Annotated in this window: 19 protein-coding genes and 1 pseudogene; 8 read left to right on the top strand and 12 right to left on the bottom strand. The window is 59.6% G+C overall.

Annotated features, from left to right (window positions below; translation table 11 throughout):
• The first annotated feature begins 108 nt into the window (after nucleotides 1-108).
• Nucleotides 109-1185, top strand: coding sequence for a 3-deoxy-7-phosphoheptulonate synthase (locus NTD87_RS26300; protein WP_262117103.1), 1077 nt, complete (start codon nucleotides 109-111; stop codon nucleotides 1183-1185).
• Nucleotides 1186-1247: 62 nt separating this feature from the next.
• Here NTD87_RS26300 and NTD87_RS26295 read toward each other — a convergent pair whose 3' ends face one another.
• Nucleotides 1248-1529: a GNAT family N-acetyltransferase gene (locus NTD87_RS26295; protein ID WP_019692933.1), complete on the bottom strand. Its 282-nt coding sequence runs from the start codon at nucleotides 1527-1529 to the stop codon at nucleotides 1248-1250.
• 635 nt (nucleotides 1530-2164) lie between these two features.
• Between NTD87_RS26295 and oprI the strand changes: the two genes are divergently transcribed.
• Nucleotides 2165-2416 carry an outer membrane lipoprotei OprI gene (gene oprI, locus NTD87_RS26290; protein ID WP_002553018.1) on the top strand — a complete coding sequence of 84 codons (252 nt, stop codon included), beginning with the start codon at nucleotides 2165-2167 and terminating at the stop codon, nucleotides 2414-2416.
• A 124-nt stretch (nucleotides 2417-2540) separates the two neighbouring features.
• Here oprI and NTD87_RS26285 read toward each other — a convergent pair whose 3' ends face one another.
• From NTD87_RS26285 to NTD87_RS26275, 3 genes are all read right to left on the bottom strand, one after another.
• On the bottom strand, nucleotides 2541-3509 hold the full coding sequence (locus NTD87_RS26285) for a L,D-transpeptidase family protein (protein ID WP_262117102.1): 969 nt from the start codon (nucleotides 3507-3509) through the stop codon (nucleotides 2541-2543).
• A gap of 130 nt (nucleotides 3510-3639) precedes the next feature.
• Nucleotides 3640-3933 carry a hypothetical protein gene (locus tag NTD87_RS26280; protein ID WP_027620143.1) on the bottom strand — a complete coding sequence of 98 codons (294 nt, stop codon included), beginning with the start codon at nucleotides 3931-3933 and terminating at the stop codon, nucleotides 3640-3642.
• Nucleotides 3934-3991: 58 nt separating this feature from the next.
• On the bottom strand, nucleotides 3992-4597 hold the full coding sequence (locus NTD87_RS26275) for an arylesterase (protein WP_262117101.1): 606 nt from the start codon (nucleotides 4595-4597) through the stop codon (nucleotides 3992-3994).
• Nucleotides 4598-4607: 10 nt separating this feature from the next.
• Between NTD87_RS26275 and NTD87_RS26270 the strand changes: the two genes are divergently transcribed.
• The 3 genes and pseudogenes from NTD87_RS26270 to NTD87_RS26260 all read left to right on the top strand — a co-directional run.
• The gene (locus NTD87_RS26270) at nucleotides 4608-5294 is read left to right on the top strand and encodes an ABC transporter ATP-binding protein (protein ID WP_262117100.1); all 687 of its coding nucleotides are present in this window, start codon (nucleotides 4608-4610) and stop codon (nucleotides 5292-5294) included.
• Nucleotides 5294-7798, top strand: a complete 2505-nt coding sequence (locus tag NTD87_RS26265; RefSeq protein WP_262117099.1) for an ABC transporter permease — start codon at nucleotides 5294-5296, stop codon at nucleotides 7796-7798. The genes NTD87_RS26270 and NTD87_RS26265 overlap by 1 nt, the downstream gene beginning before the upstream one ends.
• A gap of 44 nt (nucleotides 7799-7842) precedes the next feature.
• Nucleotides 7843-7998, top strand: a pseudogene (locus NTD87_RS26260) (transcription elongation factor GreB); the annotation flags it as partial.
• Nucleotides 7999-8068: 70 nt separating this feature from the next.
• Here the strand turns inward: NTD87_RS26260 and greB are convergent.
• A complete protein-coding gene (gene greB, locus NTD87_RS26255) occupies nucleotides 8069-8542 on the bottom strand; it encodes a transcription elongation factor GreB (RefSeq protein WP_262117098.1) in 474 nt (157 codons plus the stop codon).
• Between the two features lie 195 nt (nucleotides 8543-8737).
• On the opposite strand from greB, the gene NTD87_RS26250 reads away from it, so the two are divergent.
• Entirely contained in the window at nucleotides 8738-9478 is a 741-nt protein-coding gene (locus NTD87_RS26250) for a Mut7-C ubiquitin/RNAse domain-containing protein (RefSeq protein WP_262117097.1), read from the top strand.
• Nucleotides 9479-9697: 219 nt separating this feature from the next.
• Here the strand turns inward: NTD87_RS26250 and NTD87_RS26245 are convergent, their stop codons facing one another.
• The 5 genes from NTD87_RS26245 to NTD87_RS26225 all read right to left on the bottom strand — a co-directional run bounded on the left by NTD87_RS26245 (nucleotide 9698) and on the right by NTD87_RS26225 (nucleotide 15913).
• On the bottom strand, nucleotides 9698-11017 hold the full coding sequence (locus NTD87_RS26245; protein ID WP_262117096.1) for an outer membrane protein transport protein: 1320 nt from the start codon (nucleotides 11015-11017) through the stop codon (nucleotides 9698-9700).
• Nucleotides 11018-11178: 161 nt separating this feature from the next.
• Nucleotides 11179-13080: an acyl-CoA synthetase gene (locus NTD87_RS26240; RefSeq protein ID WP_262117095.1), complete on the bottom strand. Its 1902-nt coding sequence runs from the start codon at nucleotides 13078-13080 to the stop codon at nucleotides 11179-11181.
• Entirely contained in the window at nucleotides 13080-14036 is a 957-nt protein-coding gene (locus tag NTD87_RS26235) for a fumarylacetoacetate hydrolase family protein (protein ID WP_262117094.1), read from the bottom strand. Before NTD87_RS26235 ends, NTD87_RS26240 begins: the two co-directional genes overlap by 1 nt.
• An 82-nt stretch (nucleotides 14037-14118) precedes the next feature.
• Nucleotides 14119-15210: a VOC family protein gene (locus tag NTD87_RS26230; protein WP_262117093.1), complete on the bottom strand. Its 1092-nt coding sequence runs from the start codon at nucleotides 15208-15210 to the stop codon at nucleotides 14119-14121.
• 88 nt (nucleotides 15211-15298) lie between these two features.
• Nucleotides 15299-15913: a TetR/AcrR family transcriptional regulator gene (locus NTD87_RS26225; protein WP_262117092.1), complete on the bottom strand. Its 615-nt coding sequence runs from the start codon at nucleotides 15911-15913 to the stop codon at nucleotides 15299-15301.
• Between the two features lie 361 nt (nucleotides 15914-16274).
• Here NTD87_RS26225 and NTD87_RS26220 point away from each other — a divergent pair, with 361 nt between their 5' ends.
• Nucleotides 16275-17510, top strand: a complete 1236-nt coding sequence (locus NTD87_RS26220) for an NADH:flavin oxidoreductase/NADH oxidase family protein (RefSeq protein ID WP_262117134.1) — start codon at nucleotides 16275-16277, stop codon at nucleotides 17508-17510.
• A gap of 22 nt (nucleotides 17511-17532) precedes the next feature.
• Here the strand turns inward: NTD87_RS26220 and NTD87_RS26215 are convergent, their stop codons facing one another.
• Both NTD87_RS26215 and NTD87_RS26210 read right to left on the bottom strand, forming a co-directional pair.
• Nucleotides 17533-18180: a TetR/AcrR family transcriptional regulator gene (locus NTD87_RS26215; RefSeq protein ID WP_262117091.1), complete on the bottom strand. Its 648-nt coding sequence runs from the start codon at nucleotides 18178-18180 to the stop codon at nucleotides 17533-17535.
• A 2-nt stretch (nucleotides 18181-18182) separates the two neighbouring features.
• Nucleotides 18183-19841: a bifunctional 3-(3-hydroxy-phenyl)propionate/3-hydroxycinnamic acid hydroxylase gene (locus NTD87_RS26210; protein ID WP_262117090.1), complete on the bottom strand. Its 1659-nt coding sequence runs from the start codon at nucleotides 19839-19841 to the stop codon at nucleotides 18183-18185.
• A gap of 338 nt (nucleotides 19842-20179) precedes the next feature.
• On the opposite strand from NTD87_RS26210, the gene NTD87_RS26205 reads away from it, so the two are divergent.
• Entirely contained in the window at nucleotides 20180-23080 is a 2901-nt protein-coding gene (locus NTD87_RS26205) for an AAA family ATPase (protein ID WP_262117089.1), read from the top strand.
• Nucleotides 23081-23098: the final 18 nt, after the last annotated feature.

Here is a 23098-nt window from a genome sequence, read left to right as displayed (position 1 = left end):
CACCGCGTAACGCGCTAAGGTTCGGCTCCCCGCTGCGCTTAAATCATGCTGTGCTCCGCCGCGCGGGGATCGCTGGCGGCCGGCACCCGTGACCTGACGAGTAACACGATGGCTGATTTACCGATCAATGACCTAAACGTCGCCTCCAACGAGACGCTGATCACTCCTGACCAGCTCAAGCGTGATATTCCTTTGAGCGATGCTGCCCTGCGCACCGTGACCAAGGGCCGCGAAGTGATTCGCAATATCCTGGACGGCACCGACCACCGCCTGTTCGTCGTTATCGGGCCTTGCTCGATCCACGACATCAAGGCTGCACACGAATATGCCGAGCGCCTCAAGGTACTCGCCGCTGAAGTGTCCGATACCCTGTATCTGGTCATGCGGGTCTATTTCGAGAAGCCACGCACCACCGTCGGCTGGAAAGGCCTGATCAACGACCCGTACCTGGATGACTCGTTCAAGATTCAGGACGGCTTGCACATTGGTCGTCAGTTGCTGCTGGACCTGGCCGAAATGGGCCTGCCAACCGCGACTGAAGCCCTTGACCCAATCTCGCCGCAGTACCTGCAAGACCTGATCAGTTGGTCGGCAATTGGCGCGCGCACCACCGAATCCCAGACTCACCGTGAAATGGCTTCAGGCCTTTCCTCGGCAGTCGGCTTCAAGAACGGCACCGACGGCGGCCTGACCGTTGCCATCAATGCCTTGCAGTCGGTTTCCAGCCCGCACCGTTTCCTGGGGATCAACCAGGAAGGTGGCGTGTCGATTGTCACCACCAAGGGCAATGCCTACGGTCACGTGGTACTGCGCGGTGGCAACGGCAAACCGAACTATGACTCGGTCAGCGTCGCGCTCTGCGAGCAAGCGTTGAACAAGGCGAAGATCAAGCCGAACATCATGGTCGATTGCAGCCACGCCAACTCCAACAAGGATCCGGCACTGCAACCTCTGGTGATGGAGAACGTGGCCAACCAGATCCTCGAAGGCAACCAGTCGATCATCGGCCTGATGGTCGAAAGCCATTTGAACTGGGGTTGCCAGGCGATTCCGAAAGACCTCGCCGAGCTGCAATACGGCGTGTCGATCACCGACGCCTGCATCGATTGGTCAGCCACCGAAAACACCTTGCGCAGCATGCACGCCAAGCTCAAGGACGTGCTGCCCAAACGCAAGCGCACCTGATCACATTCAGCGCACATAAAAACGCCGGGCTTAGCCCGGCGTTTTTTATTCAGTGACCCTGATCAGAGCTTCGCGGCGTGCCGCTGGTGACGCTCCATGTAGCGCTCAACGTAGGAGCACGACGGAATGACTGTGTAGCCCATTTCCTCAGCGTACTGCAGCGCCTGCTCGGTCAATGCCGCAGCAATGCCGCGACCACGCAGCGCGTTGGGCACGAAGGTACGATAGATATCCAGGGTCTGCTTCCCCAGATCCATATAGGTCAGGTAGGCACGATGACCGTCCACATTGGTCTCGAACTGATGACCAGCCTGGTCATGGTGGATGGACAACGCCTCGCTCATCGCTACTCCTCGCGGGTCTTGAATTGACCCCTACCTTACCGTTGTTTTTCCAGCGAAGGAACCTCTACGCCACCCCGTGTCTGCCTGGACACCGAGAAGAACTGCACCGATCTCGTGCAACCGGACACGTATCAAATAGTAGGCACCAAAGGCATAAATGCTCAAGGCGCGCTCGTCATCACGTCGATTGCGGTGGTTCAGCACAGGGCACGTAGCGGCGGCTCGACCGAACATCTCCCCTGGTCGATAGCCTGAACATTGCCGGATGTTGTGACTTAAGACGAGCACGGCTTGTTAAAGTCACCTCTACATGCGCAAAGAGGCGTGAGCCGCTCCGCAAATCCTGAACAAAAGTGTAGACGAATCGATATAGAGCGACTCTAGCTCTAGAGCGTGAAACAGCCGCAAGCGTCAGCCGGCTTTACCAGCAGGTCGCTCAGGGCGGGCTTCCCAGCTGAATACTTTTTATACAGCGCGATTAAAAGTTGCTCGAAAAAGAATCCGCGCCTACAATTTTTTTTGCTTCTTGCGCTACGTCAGTTTACTTACTACAAGTAATGGGTAGTATGTACGCCGGCTATTTCCTCACTCTGAGGAGACAGCTACTTAATAGAAAGTCCTTGAAGGGGAACACGATGAACAACGTTCTGAAATTCTCTGCTCTGGCTCTGGCCGCAGTTCTGGCTACCGGTTGCAGCAGCGTATCGAAAGAAACCGAAGCACGTCTGACCGCTACTGAAGACGCAGCAGCTCGCTCCCAGGCCCGTGCAGACGAAGCCTACCGTAAAGCTGATGAAGCTCTGGCTGCTGCTCAAAAAGCACAACAGACTGCTGACGAAGCTAACGAGCGCGCTCTGCGTATGCTGGACAAAGCTAGCCGCAAGTAATAGTCCTTCGGGATTGTTATCAAGCCGACCCATTTTTGGGTCGGCTTTTTTATTGCCCGGGCTTTGCTGCAGGCAATAAAAAACCCGCCGAAGCTGCGAAGCCTCGGCGGGTCGTTTGAAGCGATTACTGCAGGTCGATCGGCATGTTCGACGCCACGGGTATGGAGGTATTCGGCACGGCGATTTCCACCGGCATACCATCTTCTGCGGCGACCACGTCGCGCACCACATCCCAGTTCATGCGCAGGTTGTTGGTGATGTCCTCACGCTTGAGCATCGCGTTGATCACCGCAGTGTGCTTGTCGACTACCGACGGGCTGCCGTTGTCGTCCAGCGGCGTATGCGCTTCCAGGTAAACCTTGCCGCCACTCATGCCGAACTTGTACGGGTCGTTGAGGATCCGCACCGACGTTCCCACCGGCACCATGCCGGCCATTTCCAGCACGTTGTTGTTGAACATGCGGAAGCAGCCATGGCTGGTCCGCATGCCGATGCCGAACTTCTTGTTCGACCCGTGAATCAGGTAGCCCGGAGTGCCCAACGTGAACTTGAACGGCCCCAGAGGGTTGTCCGGACCGGCTGGCACAACGTTTGGCAGTGGATCGCCATCGGCGGCGTGTTCGGCCTTGATCGAAGCTGGAGGCGTCCAGGTCGGGTTCGGCGTTTTGGCGGTGATGCTGGTGTGGGCGATCGGCGAGCCCCAGCCTTCACGGCCGATACCCAGCGGGAAGGTGTACACCACGTTCCGGCCTTTGGGGTAGTAGTAGAGGCGATACTCGGCCAGGTTGATCACGATGCCTTCACGCGGGCCAGGTGGCAGGATGAAACGCGTTGGCAGCACGACTTCGGTGCCGGCACCTGGCAACCACGGATCGACACCCGGGTTGGCGGCGACCATTTCCAGGTAGCCCAGATCGTAGGTGGTGCCCAGGTCAGCAAAGGTGTCTTCGTACTTGGCTTTGACTGTTTGCACCTGGCCGACGATATCTTCGCCCGGCGGCGGTAGAGGCAACTCCAAAGCTGCAACAGGACCCGCCACACACAAGGCGGCAAGAGACAAGCAGCGGGTGACGGCAGGAAAGCGCGGCAACATCCGGAACATCCTTCGCATGATCAACAAGGGTTTAGGAGCGCGATTGTACACCGACACCCCCGGATTCGGGGAGCCGGGTCGATGGGCTGCCTTGTACGTGCTGCCCGGCTGCGATATTTACAGCTCGAAACTACAGCTCGAAACGCAGCTCCGGCCAGATTGGTGACGTGCCGCGCTTTTGCGATTCGAGGATCGCCCGACACAGCGAGCACAGCCGCTGGTCCTGAAACACCCTCCGGTCGACGCTCGACCAGCGCGGTTGCGCCGGCAGCAACGTGCCGCACAAGGTACGGTCGGCCGAGCCGCCCAACTCCAGTTGACGCGTCACCAGATGCACCCGGACTTCCTGGCAGGCGAACAGATCCAGCTGTTCGTCAGGCTCGATCAGTTGGTAGGCAAACAGGGACCAGGCAGGACGCGGCATCGGGGGCTCCAGATCAGGGGGGCGCCACATTAGCCGAAAGACTGCCGCTAGAAAAGCGTCATAGCAGCGGTTTTAGTGCAGGCCAGACATTTTCCAGCAACTTGCCCTGCGCCGCGACGGCCGGGTGAATGCCATCAGCCTGCATCAGCTGGGGATTCCCGCCGATTCCCTGCAGAAAAAACGGCACCAGCGGGATTTTTTTCTCGTCGGCCAGATCGCTGTAAACCTTCGCAAACGCCTCGGTGTAACGCACCCCATAATTGGGTGGCAATTGCATACCGAGCAGCAGCACCTTGGCACCGCTGGCCTTGGCGTTGTCGATCATCGACGCAAGATTTTGTTGCAATTGCGTTGGCAGCAAACCACGCAAGCCGTCGTTGCCCCCCAACTCAAGGATCACCAGCTCAGGCTTATGCTCTGCAAGCAGCGCCGGCAGGCGGGCCTGACCGCCTGCACTGGTGTCGCCACTGATGGACGCATTAACCACCGTATCGGTGAAACCTTCGTGCTTGAGACGCTGCTCGAGCAACGACACCCACCCTTGCCGGGTATCCAGGCCGAAAGCTGCGCTGATACTATCGCCAACGATCAGGACAGTACCCGCCGCTGCGTTCTGGGCCATGCACATCAAGGCCAGGCCAGCACTCAAAAACCACACACGCATCGGACTCTCCATGGGCGCAAGCATTCTCACTGCGCGGAACCTTAGCAAAGTGGTTCCCAGCGCGGAAGGTGAACTGACCATCCTGCACCAACTCAGCCTGGAACTGAACAAGGGCGACAGCCTGGCCATCGTCGGCAGCTCCGGTTCCGGCAAATCCACCCTGCTGGGCTTGCTGGCCGGCCTCGACCTGCCCAGCAGCGGCGAAGTCACCCTTGCCGGGCAAGCCTTGAGCAATCTGGATGAAGACCAACGCGCAAGAATCCGCGCCGAGCATGTCGGCTTTGTGTTCCAGTCGTTCCAGCTGCTCGACAGTCTCAACGCCCTGGAAAACGTCATGCTGCCGCTGGAACTGGACGGCCGCAAAGACGCCCGCGAACGCGCCACCGAACTGCTGCGCCGCGTCGGCCTCGGCCAGCGCCTGAGCCATTCGCCACGCCAGCTCTCTGGCGGCGAACAGCAGCGCGTGGCCATCGCCCGGGCATTTGCTGCCGAACCCGATGTGCTGTTTGCCGATGAGCCCACCGGCAACCTCGACACGCACACCGGCGAGCACATCAGTGATCTGCTCTTCGAACTCAATAAAGAAAGCGGCACGACGCTCGTCCTGGTTACCCACGACGAACGCCTGGCACACCGCTGCCACCGCTTGATTCGTCTTGAAGCCGGCCTGTTGGTCGTCGACCCTCTGGAGCCTTGATGGCACGTTTGCCGCTGTTGCGCCTGTTCAGCCTCGCCATTCGCCAATTGCTGCGCGACGCCCGCGCCGGGGAACTGCGGGTGTTGTTCTTCGCCCTGCTGGTGGCCGTGGCAGCAAGTACCGCCATCGGCTATTTCGGCGCTCGCCTGAACGGCGCCATGCTGTTGCGTGCGACCGAGTTTCTGGGCGCTGACTTGCTGCTCGAAGGCAGCTCGCCGGCCCGGCCCGAACAAATCAAAAGCGGTAAGGAACTGGGGCTGCAACACGCTCAGGTGGTCGAGTTCTCAAGTGTCATCGCCACCGACAGCGGCATTCAACTATCGAGTATCAAAGCCGTCGATGAGGTCTATCCGCTGCGCGGCCAGCTTAAAAGCGCGCCAGCTCCGTTCGCCCTCGAAGTCGCCGGCGGCAGTCCGAAACCGGGCGAAGCCTGGGCCGAGGCGCGCTTGCTGACAGCACTGAACCTGAAGATGGGTGACAGCATCGACGTCGGCATGAAGACCCTGCACCTGACCCGCGTGCTGACCTATGAACCGGATCGTGCCGGCAATTTCTACAGCCTCACGCCCCGGGTGATGATCAATCTCGCCGACCTGACGGCCACCGGCGTGGTCCAGCCCGGCAGCCGGGTCAGCTACCGCGACCTATGGCGCGGCACCGCGTCGGCCCTGGAAACCTATCGGCAACTGATCAAACCGGGACTGGCCGCCAACCAGCGCATACAGGACGCCCGCGACGGCAACCGGCAAATCGGTGGCGCCCTGGGCAAAGCCGAACGCTACTTGAACATGGCCAGTCTGGTCGCCGTGCTGTTGTCGGGCGTAGCGGTCGCACTGTCGGCTACCCGCTTCGCCACACGACGCTTCGATGCCAGTGCGCTGCTGCGCTGCCTGGGTTTGTCGCGCCGGGAAACGATGCTGTTGTTCAGTCTGCAACTGACGGTTCTCGGCCTGTTGGCAAGCATGAGTGGCGCCCTGCTCGGCTGGCTGGCTCAACTAGGACTGTTCGCCCTGCTCGGTGATTTGCTGCCGAGCGATGTACCGCCGGGAGGATTGCTGCCAGCGGTCGCCGGGATCGGCACCGGACTGGTCGCCCTCGCCGGGTTCGCCCTGCCGCCACTCGCGGCGCTTGGGCGTGTTCCACCACTGCGTGTACTGCGCCGCGACATACTGCCGATCCCTTCAAGCACCTGGATGGTTTATGGCACCGCGCTGGCAGCCTTGGGGCTGATCATGTGGCGCTTGAGCCTGGACCTGGTGCTGACCTTCGCCCTGCTCGGTGGCGGGGTTATCGCGGCACTGGTCCTTGGCGGTTTGTTGCTGCTGATGCTCAACAGCCTGCGTCGCCTGCTGGCCCGTGCGCCCTTGCCCTGGCGCCTGGGTCTGGGCCAATTGCTGCGTCACCCGCTGGCGGCGGCGGGACAATCCCTGGCCTTCGGTTTGATTCTGCTGTCGATGGCCCTGATCGCCCTGCTGCGCGGTGAGTTGCTGGACACCTGGCAGAACCAGTTACCCAAAAACGCTCCCAACTACTTCGCACTGAATATTTTGCCCGCCGACAAACAGGCCTTCACTGATCGCCTGATCGAACTGTCCGCTCAATCCGCGCCGCTGTACCCGGTGGTGCCGGGACGGCTGATCAGCATCAACGGCGAACCGGTACAGGGCATCGTCAGCAAGGACTCCGAAGGTGATCGGGCCATCCAGCGGGATCTGAGTCTGACCTGGGCCGCCGAGCTGCCTGCGGGCAACAGCATCACCGCCGGCAACTGGTGGTCCGCGCAGCCTACAGGCGACGTACCCGGTGTTTCGGTAGAAGGCAAAGTGGCCGAGAGCCTGAAACTCAAGCTTGGCGATCACCTGATCTTCACCGTCGGCGGCGTCAACCGCGAGGCACAGGTCACGAGCCTGCGCAAGATCAACTGGGACAACTTCCAGCCAAACTTCTTCATGATTTTCCAGCCCGGCACCTTGAAAGACCTGCCGGCCACGTACCTGACCAGTTTTTACCTGGCAGCCGGTCACGACCAACAAATCATCGACCTGTCGCGGGCCTTCCCGGCGGTGACCATTCTGCAGGTCGAAGCCTTGCTGGCGCAGCTGCGCAGTATCCTTGAGCAAGTCACCCTGGCGGTCGAGTACGTGTTGTTGTTTGTGCTGGCGGCCGGCATGGCGGTGCTGTTTTCCGGCTTGCAGGCGACGCTCGATGAGCGTATTCGCCAAGGTGCGCTGCTGCGTGCGCTGGGCGCCGAACGGCAGTTGTTGGTCAAGGCGCGGCGGATCGAGTTCGGCTTGCTCGGCGCGGTCAGCGGCTTGCTCGCGGCGCTAGGCTCGGAACTGGTGAGCCTGGTGCTTTACCGCTATGCGTTCGACCTGGCCTGGCATCCGCATCCGTGGCTGTTGTTGCTCCCGGTGATTGGCGCATTGCTGATCGGCGGTGCGGGCGTGTTCGGTACTCGTCGGGCGCTGAATGCCAGCCCACTGACAGTCTTGCGCGAGGGTTGATAGACTCGATGCTTTCTGACCAAAAGAAACTGCAATGAGCCGCTATCGCCCTCATCACTCCCGAGGGCGAAGCGCGGATGTGTGCCGAGCCCCATGAGCTCTGGCATGTACGCCGCCCCCAGGTGACCCAATCCGTCAGCGAGGCTGCTGCGCAAGGCGGCCGCTCTGCAAACGCCGAGTACGTCCAAGCCCCGCAGCTTCCATACGATTGCCTCTGAAAGCCTTTAAATCCGGGCACTCAGAAATAGTAGCCATACTCAAAAACGCATACTATTTTTCGTAAAAAATTTCGTTAATCCACCACAACATTTCTCCGCCCGGGGTCTGAACAACAGCCTCGTCGCCCACCTCCTTCTTCAAAAGCGCACGCGCCATCGGCGAATCGATCGAAATGTAATCGTTACGACCGTAGATTTCGTCGTACCCCACCACTCTGAATTTCTTGATTTCACCCGCCTCGTTTTCGATCTCGACCCAAGCCCCGAAAAAGACCCTCCCTTCCTGCTCGGGCGAATACTCAACAACCCGCACATCCTCGAGCCTTTTACGAAGGTATCGGACACGTCGATCAATTTCTCGAAGCAGCTTCTTGTTGTACTGGTAGTCAGCATTTTCACTACGGTCGCCCAGCGAGGCTGCCCAAGTGACTTTCCGAGTCGTATCAGGACGTTTCTCTCGCCAAAGGAAGTCGAGCTCTTGCTTCAGCGCCTCGTGCCCTTGCTTTGTGATTATGTTGGTACTCAAGTCGGGTTTCTCACTAACGATTACCTCCAGCACGGCTAGATCGGGTCACAAATGCTCGGTTTCATATCCATGCACTTACAGCGGATGCTTGGGCAATCGAGCATGGCCCGTATCATAGCTTCAGCGTGAATAGTTCAGGTAGAACGCTTTAATGACTAGACTCGCTCATCCTGCAGCCCTGCCATACTGTTCAGCATGACCAGTGCAACCTTCCGCTTCTACGAGGAGCTCAACGACTTCCTGCCGGCCGAACGGCGGCGGCAGTCTTTCACCTGCGAGTGCGCGCGAGGGGCGACGGTCAAGCACATGATCGAGGCGCTCGGGATACCGCACACCGAGGTCGAGCTGGTGCTGCTCAACGGCGAGTCGGTGGGTTTCGAGCGGGTGATCTTCGACGGTGACCGGCTGGCGGTGTATCCCAAGTTCGAAGCGCTGGACATCAGCCCGCTGCTCAAGGTTCGTGCGCAACCTTTACGGGTGCTGCGCTTCGTCGCTGATGCGCACCTTGGCGGGCTGGCCAGCCTGCTGCGCATGAGCGGCTTCGACACCCTCTATGACAATGGCTTCGAGGATGGCGAGATCGCCGAGATCGCTGCGCAGCAAGGACGCATCGTGCTAACCCGCGACCGCGAACTGCTCAAGCGGCGGATCATCAGCCACGGCTGTTACGTGCATGCCCTGAAACCGTCGCTGCAGCTGCGCGAATTGTACGAGCGCCTCGACCTGGCGCGTAGCGCGCGGCCATTCAGCCTGTGCCTTCATTGCAACCTGCCGCTGCACGAGATCAGCCCGGAACTGGCCCGGCCGCAGGTGCCGCCACGCGTTGGCGTCCTCTATTCGCACTTTCTGCGCTGCGACGCCTGCCAACGGGTTTACTGGGAGGGTTCGCACTGGCGCGGCATGTGTGCACTGCTGGCACCTCTGCTGGACCGCTAGCCGAGCGCATCGGGGATGATCCGCATGCTCATCGTGGGTTATTGCTACGGCATTCTGCCGACAACCCACCAACGACCGCGAAAGTGTTCGCGGCAGTTGGTGCTGATTGACAGACGAAACTGCGTCATGCCCCCGTTGGGATAGTTGCCTGTCGATTAAAGGTAAACCTTCGGGAAGGCTTGCGAAAATGGGCTCCCTTAAAAAGGGGTGTCGTGTCGATTAGTACCGATAGGTTGCCTGCACTGAAATTCCATTCGCACTGTTTTCGTAATTGGCACTGTATGCAGGTTGAAGACCGGAGGTGTTCGGCTGATTTACCGAGGCTTTGGAATCCCAGAGATAACCATAAGCAAAGTCTATGGTCAGATCGGGATTCGGCAAATAAGCGCCGCCCAAGGTCACGGCTTGGCGGTTACCCACCGGAATACGCACGCTGCGATCGGCATTTCCAATTGGCGACGGATCATAGGCGTAGCCTGCGCGAATCAGCCATTGCGGGGTCAATTGATAGGATGCGCCAACCGCGGTGGACCAAGTGTCGTGCCAGTTCAATGGCTCGCCCACACTCCCCAGGCCGACACTCTGGCCAGCGGCGGAAACATCGCTGTTGATTGCCTCGAACTTGTCGAGCCGGCTCCAACGTTTCCAGGTGGCCCCCAGGTATCCGGTCCAGCGACTATCAAAATGATGGGTGATGGACGTATCCACTGATTCGGGCATAACAATAGCTATCTTGGCGGGATAACTTCCGTCCACCGGGAGAACAGCCGGGGAGCCGGAAACCGTAGTATGCCCTTTGAGTTGATAGCTCACCTTCGAGTGATAGTTGATCCCCCAACTCGTTGCATCACTCAAGTCAACCAAGAGGCCGAGGTTGTAGCCCAGTGCCGTGTCATCGCCCTTGATGGTGACCTGCGTGTCCTGACCGTTGTTCAGGGCGCCGGTGGCCAAGTAATTCTGAAGATTTGCATCGAAATGGTTTATGGTCGGTCCGCCACCAATGGACACGTAATCATTGATCCGATAGGCAATGGTGGGCTGCAGGGTCACCTCCTTGGTCGAGCTATAGGAACCATGGTAGCGGCCCTGAAAAGTGCTCTCGTAGTCATTGATCAGACCACTCGGAGCATAGAGGCCCAGACCAATCGAAAGACGATCATCAAGCGGCGTCGACATATAGACGAAGGGCACGACCCCCAATGGTACCGAGTTCCCCTTACTCGTTCCTGCGACACTGCTCTGCGCATCACTCATGTCGTTGCTCACCGAGACGACCGCGGCCCCGCCGGAAATCTCACTGCGCTTCAACTTGGTCAAGCCTGCAGGGTTTCCAAAGATAGTGCTGGCGTCCAGCGCGGATGACGACCTTCCCGCATAAGCAGTTCCCGCACTGCTGGCACTTTGTTCGTTAAGGGCAATGCCATTGGCGCCTGCAAGTGTAGAGGCGCTGAGCAGTGCCATGGCACTGGTGAACTTAATCCAGGCAGCACACTTTCGCTGAGCAGAGAGACACGGGATCGCACGGCTATTCAGTTTCATATTCCACCTCTTATTTATTGTTTTTGTTGATTGCACGCAGGCAAGGCTTCGCCTTCCGGTGCACTTGTCAGTGCCGGTTGGAGTTGATCGAAGTTGTGTAAAAGGCCCTGACTGATGAGTACCAGGGCATGTTTGCTGGGCTTACGGTGGCAAATTCGGGCTCATTTAAGCCATTCCACTTGAAAGCTGTAGCGACCTAGAAGGAGGGCCAGGTCTTCCTCATCGGCCCCGGCCCGGATGCATGCGACCAGCCCACGACGACCATCCTGTACCACCTCTACCGCAATCTCCCGCAGACACAGGCGCTCCACTTCCTGCTGGACTACCCTGCCAATCTCGCGCTGCTGCAAGGCGGGCTTGAATATCTTGCCCACGGCAGTCAGTGGCAGCGCTTCGAGGATTTCAATGCGCTTGGGAACTGCAGCCCGCTCGCTGATGTTGAGTTGAGCGAACACCTGAAGGTCTTCGACGTTGCAGGCTTGTCCGGGTCGCAGTTGAACGTAGGCGACCGGCACCTCGCCCGAGTAGACGTCGGGGCTGCCGACTGCAGCAGCCAAGGCGACGGCGGGATGCGCCTGCAGCGCCTCCTCGATTTGCTTGGGATCGATGTTGTGGCCGCCGCGGATGATCAACTCCTTCTTGCGTCCGGTCAGCCAGAAGTAACCCTGCGCATCCTGGCGACCCAAATCGCCCGTATTCAGCCAGCGCTGACCGTCGATATCGATCCACAGGCCCCGGTTATGACTCTCCTCCAGATAGCCATCGAAGAGGTTCGGACCACTGATCGTGATCAGGCCGATCTCATCCACGTCGGCGTCGCGCAAGTACTCTGCGGCGTCACTGAGCAAAACCGCGCGCATATTCTGATAGGCGATCCGTATCCCGATGGAGCCCATACGGCGCTCGCCATGGGGAGGATTGACCGAGGAGACACAGGCGCCTTCCGTGAGGCCATAGCCTTCGAGGATTTTCACCCCGGTCCGGCGCTCGAATTCTCGGAAAAGCTCTGCCGGCATTGGGGCGGCGCCACACATTGCATAGCGAAGACTGGATAGGTCGCGGCCCTGCCATTCATTTTGCAAAAGTGCAGCATAGACAGTGGGTACGCCGGAAAAGAAGTTGATACCGAAGTGCTCGACCATCTCCCAGAATCGTGGGATCACCCCCTCGCCACGATACCCATGAGGTGTCCCAAGGATCACATGGTCGCCTTGAGTCCAAGGCATCAGTCCGGTAACCAGTTGTCCATTGACATGAAACAGCGGCAGGCCACAAAAGATAACCTGACCACTATTGCGTGGCTGCATGTGAGCGGCCACGGCCCATGCATTGAAGACTTCCGACCCATGGGTACGCGCGACGATCTTGGGGAGCCCGGTGGTGCCACCGGTACAGATGTAGGAGGAGCATTCATCCGGGCGGATTTGCCGACCGTTCTTCAGGTGCGTGTGCGGCTGAGTATCCATCAGCGATTGCAAATCGTGGATCGCGATACCGCTGTGTAAGTCTCGCTCCTTCAGGGCCGCTGCTCTCAGGGCCTCACGCACGGGTTCGACGACATAGTCCTCCATGCTGACCCAAACGACATGCCTGATTGTTGGTAATTGATCCAGCTGCGAGGCCAATTTTGGCCATAGATCGCTGCCCGCAGTCGGTGCAAGCGTCACCACCACGGTTGCCTTTGCGGCATTCAGCAAGCCAGCCATCTGCTTGGCCTCGAGCAGAGGATTGATCGCCATGACGATACCTGCCGCCTCCCCGCCCCAAATAGTGAAATGGGTTTCCGGCAAGTTGGGCAGGATGAAGGCAAGCACCTCGCCCGGCTTTATGCCCAGGTCGTGGAAAGCATTCGCCGCGCGGGTTATATCCGCGAAGAGCTCAGAATAGGTCCACTGGTAGATGCGTCTGAAATCGGCGGCATCGGCGAAGAAGCTCAGGGCTGGCGCGTGGGGAGTGCGTTCGACCGCTTGTCGCAACGCGTCGTAGGTGCTGGGCGCCAAGTCGCGCTCCGACAAGGGGACTCGTTCGAGATTCTCGATGTCGCTCAGGGTCTGCACCGTCATCAGACTTCCTCCACGACTCGGTTGCGTTGCACGCCAAGGTCGATCACGCCATCGGCGCTGCGAATGCGCGCCTCGACCACATCACCTGGCTTGAGATACTGCGTCCGGCCTTCCTGCGCCTTGAGGAAAAGCTTCCACTTGGTGGCTTCTGGCATCAGGGCCGCAATGCGCTGTTTGGCAGGCGAAGGTACCGTTAGAGCACAGCCGGCAGGAGTGCCGGTGGCGATCAGGTCTCCAACGGCGAGATCTTGCAGGGAGGAGAGCTCGGTCAGGGTTTCAGCGGGGCCGTAAACCAGATTGGCGGTGCTGTCATTCTGACGCACCTGATCGTTGACCGTCAGGCGCAGCTGCAGTGCTTTCAGGTAATGCATGTCCTTGGCACCCAGAAGGCAGAGGTAGGGGCCGACCGGGCCAAAAGTGCGGAAGCTCTTGCCCTTGTAGAACTGCATCTGGGGAATCTGAATGTCACGAGCCGAGTAGTCATTGACGATGACTATGCCTGCGATGAACTCATGCAGATTGGCGTCGGTGACAGTAACAGCGCCGGTGATCGCGCGTTTCATCACCAGCCCCAGTTCGATCTCGTAGTCAAGGAAGCGCACGGTGCGCGGCTTGATCAGGTCGCTGTCAGCCGCCACCAGGCAACTCGTCGCCTTGGTGAAGATCATGTTGAATTTCTTCGCATCCGGGTCCATGCCCGACTCGATCATGTGCTGACGGTAGTTGGCGCCCTGGCAGACGAACTGCTGATTACGGGTCACCGGCGACAGCAGTTTCACTTCGCCCTCCTCCAACTCCGTACCGTTCATTCGAGCGAGGTCGTCGATACTGTTCTGGCGAATGAAGTCACCGGTGGTTTCAAAAGCACCGGGGACAATAGTGATACGGCCTTGGCGTAGCACGCCCCAGTGGATACCGTTCTGAAACTCAAAGCGGACTACGTGTACAGCAGACATTGAAGGTACTCCTGGAGCAGTGTTTGTCCCGCGCTCGGTGGCGCGAGAACTGTGGTGTTGTTCTGAGGAAGGGCTGACGGATCTACCCGAACATCCGCATAAGCGTTATCAACTTGCGAATGGTCAGGTCCGGGCTGCGTCGCAGGTTACGGATCAGCGCACGCAGACTGGTCAAGTTCATCTTGGGTTTTGTAAAACTCTTGGGCATGCGCTGCCCCCACTGCGCCATCGCCTCAGGACTCACGGGATGAATGCCCGTAGGCTGCATGGCTGTGAAGATATCCCCGTCGCAGTAATGCTCGTGCTTATCGCCCCAAGGGTCTTGCCAGTAATCGAAGATCTGACTGCCCAGGATGTGCCGGCCAATTCCCCATGAGTGCTCCCACCCCCGCTCCCGCAGGACGCGCTGCCCCATGCCCACCGCGTCTGCATCGACGACCTCATAGGCGCTATGGCTATAGGTAGCCATGAATCCTTGCGCTATCGCGAGCGTATGGTGAGCCGTTGGAGTCTCACCGAGGTCAAGGCGCATGAAGACGACGATAGGTGTGCCGTCGGGGAGTACCTGCACATCGCTGGGAATAAACCCGAAATGCTGCGCATACCAGGCACAGGTCGCCTGGTAGTCGGCCACTTCAATCACGATGTGGCCAAGTTTGAGTACTTCAGGCGGTGCAATCGGCGGGCGCTGCGTGGAGTTGATGCGCGGCTGCTCTTGCGCCAGATTCCAATGAAGTGGGGCTCGGTGTACCAGGGTTTTACCTGGAGCCTGGTCGCAAACTGCTTCCACGATGAACCCGGAAGGATCGGTCAGTCTGACGTAATGCCCGCCGCCAGGATGTTCCGATTTCTCTACCGGTGACGCGCCCGGGATTCGAGTCAGCTTTGCCAGATCCTTGAGCGATTGGACTGCCAGTCCGAACCCGACAAAGCGTGCATGTTCTGCACGGTGGACACGGTAACAATAGGGAGCCGGTTCAGTGGCGCGCAGATAGAGCGTATCGGCGTTCTGATGACTGACTGTCAGGCCGAAGTCAGTCAGGAAACGCGCCGCCTCGTTCAAGTCCGGCCTTTGAAAGATCAGGTGAGTCAGACCTTGGGCCTTCACCGTCGGTTGCGGATGCCGGGCAGGTTGTTGTGTCACCAACTGGGGCATTTCATTTTTGTTATTCATTGTTCTTGTTTTCCAGTTTATTAGGGCAAAGCGATCCCCGAACCCCTGAAAATACCAGGGGTGTTTTTTGTTGAGTCGGTTACCGCGCTCAGTCGAGAGGGGGAAGTGCCGGCAACTCTTTGGTCGCCAGCGCTCTAGCCTCCTCGTGAGGCACACCCAATGCCCGCAGCACTAGCTCGGCCGTGTCAGAACCCGATTCGCGCCACGTTCTGTGCCCTTCCAGCACCAGGAAAATCGAGCCGAGGACGCTGCTCGATATCAGCGTCAGTATTGAGAGCAATTGCTCCTGCGCAAACGTGTACCGCCCACTGGAAAGTCCGCTCAGAAGATCCACAGTCGCTTGGCTGCTAAACATTTCGCGCAACGAAGAGTTGCTCATGGCGAATTTATGGATGAATGCCCCCCACTGGGAGTCCTCGTGAGCTCGACGAATGAAGAATCGAATGCCATTGGCAAGGCGCTGGGCCGGATCGGAGAGGGAATTGAAGCTCTTGTTGACGCGCTCATGCATCTCCCCCGCGAGATGGCCGGCGACCGCCTCGAATAGGTCTTCCATGCTGTCGATGTTGCTGTAGACCGTTCCACGCGCCACTCCTGCCTCTTGCGCGAGGTCAAGGATGTTCACTTGTGAGGTGCCTCTTTCAGCGAACAGGCGAAAGGCTGCTTGATGAATGCGGCGCTGTATCGGATTTAGGGATTCCACGCTCTCTCTCCAGAATTACCTTATGGCTGAATTGAACACTCGTGTTCATCTGTCGTCAACAAGGATTTTTTAATTCAGAGCGTACCGCCCAATAAAACCCTTCAATACCTAATGATTCTGGATTTTATGAGTGGCATGGCAAGGTCAATGGGGACTTTAGATTTCTAAATATTGACTTAGCTGAACACGCGTGTTCAGCTCCCTCACGCTTCTGGTCCATCTTCTCGGTAGGGCCATCAAACCGGCCCATCGATGTAAACCAGGACCTCAACAAACCTTTGGAGCACCGTGCCTACGTTGCTCCAAAGGTATTGGCCCTTCGCGACGACTGGCCGATTTTTCATTAACTGAAGGACAGAACATGACCGGCTCAAAGCTCTTCGAACCGCTTCGATTGCCTAACGGCACGGTGATTCCAAACCGAATCGCCAAGGCTGCCATGGAGGAGAACCTTGCCAATGAGGATCACGCTCCAGGGGAAGCGCTGGCCAGGCTCTATCGGCGTTGGGCGGACGGTGGGGCCGGTCTGATCATCACTGGCAACGTCATGGTTGATCGCCACGCCTTGACCGGACCGGCTGGCGTGGTGCTTGAGGACGATCGGAACCTCGGAAAATTCAGCCTATGGGCCGATGCTTGCCGCAGTCGCGGAGCCCAGGCCTGGATGCAAATCAATCATCCCGGACGGCAGCTGTTGGCTTCAATGGGGCAATCAGCACGGGGGCCCTCCGCAGTTAACGTCGACATTCCCGGACTATCAAAGGCTTTTGTACCGCCCAGGGCCTTGAATGAGCTGGAGATCGAAGAGCTGATCGAGCGCTATACCCATGCGGCAGTGCTGGCCGAGCGTGCCGGATTCACCGGCGTGGAGATTCATGCCGCGCATGGCTACCTGTTCAGCCAATTCCTTTCGCCCTTGACCAACAGGCGTAGCGACCGCTGGGGTGGCAGCCTGGAAAATCGGGCGCAAATTCTCCTGCAAACCATCGACGCAATACGTCAGCGAGTGGCACCGACCTTTTGCGTCGCTGTGAAGCTCAATTCCGCGGACTTTCAGCGAGGCGGTTTCGATGCCGAGGATGCGGCTCGCGTGGTGGAAATGCTCAACACCAAGGCGGTCGACCTGGTCGAGTTGTCAGGTGGCAGCTACGAAAGCCCGGCGATGCAGGGGCAAACCCGAGATGGCAGCCGCTTGGCTCGAGAAGCCTATTTTCTCGAGTTCGCGGAGAAAATAGGAGAAATAGCGCGCATGCCGCTGATGGTCACCGGCGGCGTGCGTAGAAAGGCGGTCGCGGAGCGAGTGGTGAGCGGCTCGGTGTCGATGGTAGGACTTGCCACTGCACTGGCTATCGAGCCGGCCCTGCCAAGCCAGTGGATGGCCGGTCAGAACACTGAAGTGGAGCCCATCGTCGTCCGCTGGAAGAACAAGGCGCTGGCATCGCTTGCAGTGTCGTCGGTGGTCAAAAAGCAGCTCGGCTTGCTGAGCCAAGGGAAAAGAACAAAACCCAGGACGTCGCCACTCATGGCATTAATCGGCAATCAGCTGAAGTCTCGTCGCCAGGCGAAGAACTATCGGCAATGGATTGGCCGGGCCTAGCGGGTCGAGGATGATATCAGGACTAGACCGGTAGCGGCTTGCCGGCGATTCTCTTGGCCCTGGCAGGTGTTACGCCCAGAGCCTTGAGAATCATCTCGGCGACCCGCAGATCGTGCTCCGCCACCGCACGCCCCTCGACAACCGAGCGCATGGCTCCGGTTGTGCACGATACGACCATGTCCAGGGCGATCCCTTCGTCCTCGTAAGCGAAAGTGCCCGCACGCAGACCTTCACGCAGGTCGCCAAGCACATGGGCAGCCAAGCGCGAGCGCATGGCCTGATCGGAATGGATGATGCGCAGCAGTGCGTTGGCCCATTGATGGTCGTACGCTGCCCGGCATACAAACATGCGCACGCCAATCGAAAGCCGCTGTGCGCCGCAGTGCACGTCCGAGCTCAGGGCGGAAATGGCATCGGAGAACTCGGTCGCCATGGCGATGCCAACCGCCTCGAGTACTTCATCGCGTGTTCGAAAATAGTTGTAGATGGTGCCGCTGGACACCTCGGCCTCCGCGGCGACCTCGAGCAGTGCGATCTCCCCCACCTCCTTACGCGCGACAAGACGTAATGCCGCGTCCACCAGGCCGCGACGGGTGCGTTCACGCTTCTTGTGGCCTCGAGTGAGAGGCTCTTGCGCAGTTGCTTCTGAAGGAAAAGTGGGGGACGGCATCTTCAGGCTCTTAATCGAGGTGGTTCGTTGATAGTAATGGAAACGCTATCGGCAGTGACATCTTCGCTGGCCAAAAGACCTCGGCAGTCTCTGAGGAAACTGGCCGCTTCTGCGCCAGGGGCGTGGTGCATGATGATACGGTCGGGGCGAATCGCGACGAGCGTGCCTTTAGCAGCCAGCGGCAGGATGTCATGGTTCATGTCTTCGATGAAATCACAACGGCCGCCGGAGCGTTGGCCGCGTGTTCTGATTTCCAGGAAGTGGCCGCCCATTTTTTCCCATGAAACAATTTGAGCAGGGGTCAGCAGTGACAATGGGTCTACGCCGAAACCAACCAGGGTCAGGTTGTCCCCAAGAGCATCGTCGCTCAGTTGGATCTGCTTTTGCATGTTGCGAACCCAGGCCTGGGGAAACAGGCTGCCACGTACCAGCTTGTCGCCCCGACGGTGCTTCACGAACAGGCCGTGTTTGAAGATGTTCTTCGGCTTGATGTCCAACTGTTCGAAGTACCTCCTGGTAGCGGGGGTCAACGTCAGCATGCGCATCAGGCCGTGGATGAAGAAAGCTGCGATCCTGTTCTTGGGCATCACCAGGCGACCCATGAGTTTCGCTAGATTGATCATCGCCTGAGCATGAGGACGGCGCTCTACGTCATAGGTGTCAAGCACCGCAGGCGCGGCATAGCCGCGAAGGACCCAGGCCAGTTTCCAGGCCAGGTTGGCGCCATCTCGAAGTCCCGCTACGAGACCTTGCCCGACAAAAGGCGGGGTGATGTGCGCTGCGTCGCCGGCCAGGAAGACGCGTCCCTTGCTGAATTTGTTGCAGCAGCGCGCGTGGAATCGATACACCGCCTTGCGCTCGATTTCCAGCTCCTGCGGTTTGATCCATGGCGCAATCAGCCGGGCTATGCTTTCCGGGCTTTCCAACTCTTCCCGCGATTCGCCGGGTTGCAGCATGAACTCCCAGCGCTCCCTGCCGCCGGGTGCGGGCATGTGCGGCGTTGGGCGCCGTGGATCGCAGAGAAACTCAATGTGATCAATCGCTGACTTATGCCGGTTCATGACATCGACAATCAGCCAATCCTCCGCATAGGTCTGCCCTTCGAACTCCTGGCCAATCAGTGTTCTGACCCTGGAGCTTGCGCCATCCGCACCGACCACGTACTGGGCGCGAACGGAATGCGAGTGACCCTCCTGATCCCGTACGGAGGCGACGACGCAGTCCGACTCCTCAACCAGGCTCTCGAGCTCGAAGCCGCCCAGGCTGGTCACTGACTTCAGCCGGGAAACCTGGCTGCGCATCGCTCGTTCGAGGTCGGGTTGATAGAAGGTCACAAGCTTGGGATGGCCGTCGATACACCCTGCAGTGTTGGCGCGACCGAATTGCCCGAGAACCGGGGAGTGCATCCTCACTTCAGGGATAGCGATCTTCTCGAAAGCGTCCTCCGACAATCCGGCGAGTTGCAGGATACGCAGCGCCTCGTTGTCCAGGGCAATGGCGCGGGGCATCAGTACGACCTCATGGGTCTTGTCCAGCACCAGTGTCTTTACCCCATAGCGGCCGAGCAGCGCCGCGATTGTCGCACCGACCGGACCGTTACCGACGACCAGCACATCGACGGCGGTGGGAGGCAGTTCGGATATTTTCTTGTTGTTGTTCATATCGAGCCCTTGTTGTGATTGAAGTCGTGGGACGCGCAGGTCTCATCGTCAGGCAATGCGAAGATATGTAAAATTGAGACATTTTTCAATATTGATGTTTTTGTCATTAGTTTTTGGGATCATTTCCACACCGATATGAGGCCATGTGGGCTGTGCTGAGAGTGTCAGGAGGCTTGCGAATCGAGCGGTCCGAAGAGATGAATCCCGGATGCCTGAGGAGTGAAGTCGCGCTTGCGTCAGTTTCCGACCGGTGAGGCTTGGCTTCTGAACCGATCAGCGTTGTCATTGGAGCCATGCTTCACAGCGCACAACTATGTTTTAGTCTTCAGGAACCCAACGTGGCGCGTCCGCAGCCCCATCCGAACCCAGTCCAGCTCTGCTTCATCGAGTTCGAGCTCGACGAGGCCAACGCCTGCTTGTTACGTAACGGAGAAGCCGTGGCGATGGCGCCAACGCCCTTCACATTGCTGTGCGTACTTGCACGCCAGCCGGGATCGCTCGTGACCAAGGATGCCTTGCTTGATGCCGTGTGGGGGCATCGGTTTGTCAGTGATTCGGTGCTGAAGACGGCCATCAGCGATCTGCGCAAGGTGTTGGGCGACAACCCCAGACAGCCCCGCTTCATCGAGACTGTGTCGCGGCGCGGCTATCGCTTCATCGCCGCGCCGTCCCCTGCCCCTTCGATGCCGCCTGCATCCACGACGTTACCAACGGCTGGCGCGCATCCGTCGCCGCCATTCATCGGTCGCACCGACGAGGTTTCAAAGCTGCAATGGGCGTGGGAGCGGGCTTACGGTGGCCAACGTGCAGTGGTCTGGCTCGCCGGAGAACCGGGGATTGGCAAGACGACGTTGATCGAGTATTTCCTCGCCAGCCTTGGCGGCGGCATCGCCTGCGCACGCGGCCATTGCGTGGAACACTACGGTGCCGGCGAGCCGTACCTGCCGGTGCTGGAGGCGTTGGCCGATCTGTGCCGCAGCGACCCCACCCTGCCGACGCTGTTGCGCGCCGTGGCGCCGACCTGGCTGCTGCAACTACCGTGGCTGAACACTATGGAGGAGCGAGATGCATTGCGGCGCGAGCTTGCCGGCATCGGCCCGGACCGCATGCTGCGGGAAATGGGCGAACTGCTGGACCGCTACACGGAGCAGCGCCCGCTGTTGCTGGTCACTGAAGACCTGCACTGGAGCGATCGGGCGACGGTCCAGCTCATCGACTATCTGGCGCGGCGACGTAGCCCCATGCGGCTTATGTGGCTGTCGAGCTTTCGCCTCGCCGAGGTGGTAGCGCTCGATCATCCGCTCAGCTCGTTGCGCCACGAGCTGCGCCTGCAACGTCTGTGCGAGGAAGTGGTGCTCGATCCGTTCTCGGAAACCGAGGTCGCTGACTATGTTGCGCTGCATTCCCTCTCGTTGGCGCGAGATGAAACTTTCGTACGTGCCCTGCACGAGCGCACTGACGGTGTACCGTTGTTTGTATCGTCAGTCATCAGTGAAGTGATGGACCCAACGGACGACGACGCCACCATCGAGGCTCGGCTGGCGGGATTGGCGGTCCCCGAGAACCTCGCGGCGATCATCGATCACTACATCACCAAGCTCGGACAGGAGCAGCGTGCGCTGCTCTCGGCGGCAGCGGTGTGCGGAGTCGAATTCCGGGTCGAGACGGTTTCACTGGCCCTCGAGCGCGACCTCGCATCTGTGGCCGACACCTGCGAAGAACTGGTGCGCGAGCAGGTATGGCTCACACCGTCGCGGGCCACCGACGTCGAAGAGACGGTAGAGCCACCCTACTCGTTCCGGCATGCCCTCTTCCGCCAGGTGCTGTACGACCGCACGCCACGCTCATTGCGCACCCATCTCCATCGCCAGGTTGGCACTGCCCTCGAACGCGAGCGCACGACCGGCATACCGGTTGCTGCCACGGAACTGGCCATGCACTTCGACCGGGCTCGGCAGCCAATGATCGCGCTGCGCTACTACGCCGAGGCCGCAGAAACCGCGCTGCTGCACTTCAGCCCGGCCTTGTGCATCGGCCTCACTGAGCGCGCGCTGGTCCTGCTGACGCAGGCACCTGGAGGGACCGAGCGCAATGCGCTCGAAATCACCTTGGCCACACTGCAGGGCGTGTCGGCTTTTCACACGTTCGGTGTCGGCAACGAAGCCAGAAACGCGTTCGAACGCGCGTACACGCTGCTAGCGGATGTACCCGAGCATCCAATGCGCGGTCGCCTGCTGCACGGATTCGGCTACCTGCTTGGCCTTCGCGGTGACTATGCGCTGGCGCTGGAGGTGGCGGAACGCGCCGAAACCCTGTCGTCCGAGGCGAACGATCCAGCGCTCATGCTGGCAGCGTGCATCGTGCAGGGCGAGGTGCATCATCTTCAGGGTCGCACACAGATGACCCGCCGTTGGCTAGAGCGCGCCCTCGCGATTGCCGAGCCGCTGGACATCGGGGCGAACGAGATTTTTGCGGCCGATCCTCAGGTCATGCTGCACGGTATGCTGGCCATAGAACTCGTGCGTTCTGGCCTGATTGAGCAAGGCCGAGCCCACATGCAGCGGGCGCGGACCCGCGCGCAGGTGCTTCGCCAACCTATGACCTGGCTGGTCGCCACCTGGCAGGAGGTGTTGATCGAGGTGCGGATGGGGAACCCTGTGCGTGTAGCAACGCTGGCTGACGACATGCAGAAGCTGGTCGATGAGTATTCGCTCGCACTGGGGCGTACGGCTTGCCGCTGGTGGCGCGGCTGGGCCGACGCGCGAAATGGTGCGCCGCGCGACGGCTACCGACGCATCCGCGAGGCCTACGAAGAACACACCGGGCTCGGCATGCGCTCCGGTGCCAGCGAGGTGCTCGGCTACGCCGCCGAGGCGTTGCTGCTGGCGGGTGATTGCGACGCCGCGCGAGTCGAGCTAGAGCAAGCACTACGGGTGGGGGAAGAACTGGGCGAGCGCGTATACCTGCCGCAACTGTTGCTGCTGGAGGCAGCGATTGCGCGGATGCAGGGCCGGCTCGATGCCGGCAACACTGCGGTTCGGCATGCGATTGAGGAGGCTCGTACCCAGGAAGCACCGTGGCTGGAGCTGCTCGCGCTGGTCGAGCTGTGCGAGCACCACGACACCACGGCCGAGGACCACCAGGCATTGGCGACGCTGGTTGACCAGTCACCCGAAACTGACGGAACCGAGCTGGTGAAACGTGCACGCTCGCTGCTTCAGGCTGCAAAGCCAGCTTGAAGAGTTAAGGATACAAAT

Origin of the sequence: Pseudomonas sp. 6D_7.1_Bac1 (genome assembly GCF_025465945.1) — a bacterium.
Taxonomy (GTDB): Bacteria; Pseudomonadota; Gammaproteobacteria; order Pseudomonadales; family Pseudomonadaceae; genus Aquipseudomonas.
The sequence above is the reverse complement of the archived record's forward strand: the minus strand, read 5'-3'. Positions and strand labels throughout refer to the sequence as shown.

Excerpts from the sequence above, each read along its gene's own strand:
- NTD87_RS26300 (WP_262117103.1), top strand. The coding sequence starts at position 109 with ATGGCTGATTTACCGATCAATGACCTAAACGTCGCCTCCAACGAGACG.
- NTD87_RS26295 (WP_019692933.1), bottom strand. The coding sequence starts at position 1,529 with ATGAGCGAGGCGTTGTCCATCCACCATGACCAGGCTGGTCATCAGTTC.
- oprI (WP_002553018.1), top strand. The coding sequence starts at position 2,165 with ATGAACAACGTTCTGAAATTCTCTGCTCTGGCTCTGGCCGCAGTTCTG.
- NTD87_RS26285 (WP_262117102.1), bottom strand. The coding sequence starts at position 3,509 with ATGTTGCCGCGCTTTCCTGCCGTCACCCGCTGCTTGTCTCTTGCCGCC.
- NTD87_RS26280 (WP_027620143.1), bottom strand. The coding sequence starts at position 3,933 with ATGCCGCGTCCTGCCTGGTCCCTGTTTGCCTACCAACTGATCGAGCCT.
- NTD87_RS26275 (WP_262117101.1), bottom strand. The coding sequence starts at position 4,597 with ATGCGTGTGTGGTTTTTGAGTGCTGGCCTGGCCTTGATGTGCATGGCC.
- NTD87_RS26270 (WP_262117100.1), top strand. The coding sequence starts at position 4,608 with ATGGGCGCAAGCATTCTCACTGCGCGGAACCTTAGCAAAGTGGTTCCC.
- NTD87_RS26265 (WP_262117099.1), top strand. The coding sequence starts at position 5,294 with ATGGCACGTTTGCCGCTGTTGCGCCTGTTCAGCCTCGCCATTCGCCAA.
- NTD87_RS26250 (WP_262117097.1), top strand. The coding sequence starts at position 8,738 with ATGACCAGTGCAACCTTCCGCTTCTACGAGGAGCTCAACGACTTCCTG.
- NTD87_RS26245 (WP_262117096.1), bottom strand. The coding sequence starts at position 11,017 with ATGAAACTGAATAGCCGTGCGATCCCGTGTCTCTCTGCTCAGCGAAAG.
- NTD87_RS26240 (WP_262117095.1), bottom strand. The coding sequence starts at position 13,080 with ATGACGGTGCAGACCCTGAGCGACATCGAGAATCTCGAACGAGTCCCC.
- NTD87_RS26235 (WP_262117094.1), bottom strand. The coding sequence starts at position 14,036 with ATGTCTGCTGTACACGTAGTCCGCTTTGAGTTTCAGAACGGTATCCAC.
- NTD87_RS26230 (WP_262117093.1), bottom strand. The coding sequence starts at position 15,210 with ATGAATAACAAAAATGAAATGCCCCAGTTGGTGACACAACAACCTGCC.
- NTD87_RS26220 (WP_262117134.1), top strand. The coding sequence starts at position 16,275 with ATGACCGGCTCAAAGCTCTTCGAACCGCTTCGATTGCCTAACGGCACG.
- NTD87_RS26215 (WP_262117091.1), bottom strand. The coding sequence starts at position 18,180 with ATGCCGTCCCCCACTTTTCCTTCAGAAGCAACTGCGCAAGAGCCTCTC.
- NTD87_RS26210 (WP_262117090.1), bottom strand. The coding sequence starts at position 19,841 with ATGAACAACAACAAGAAAATATCCGAACTGCCTCCCACCGCCGTCGAT.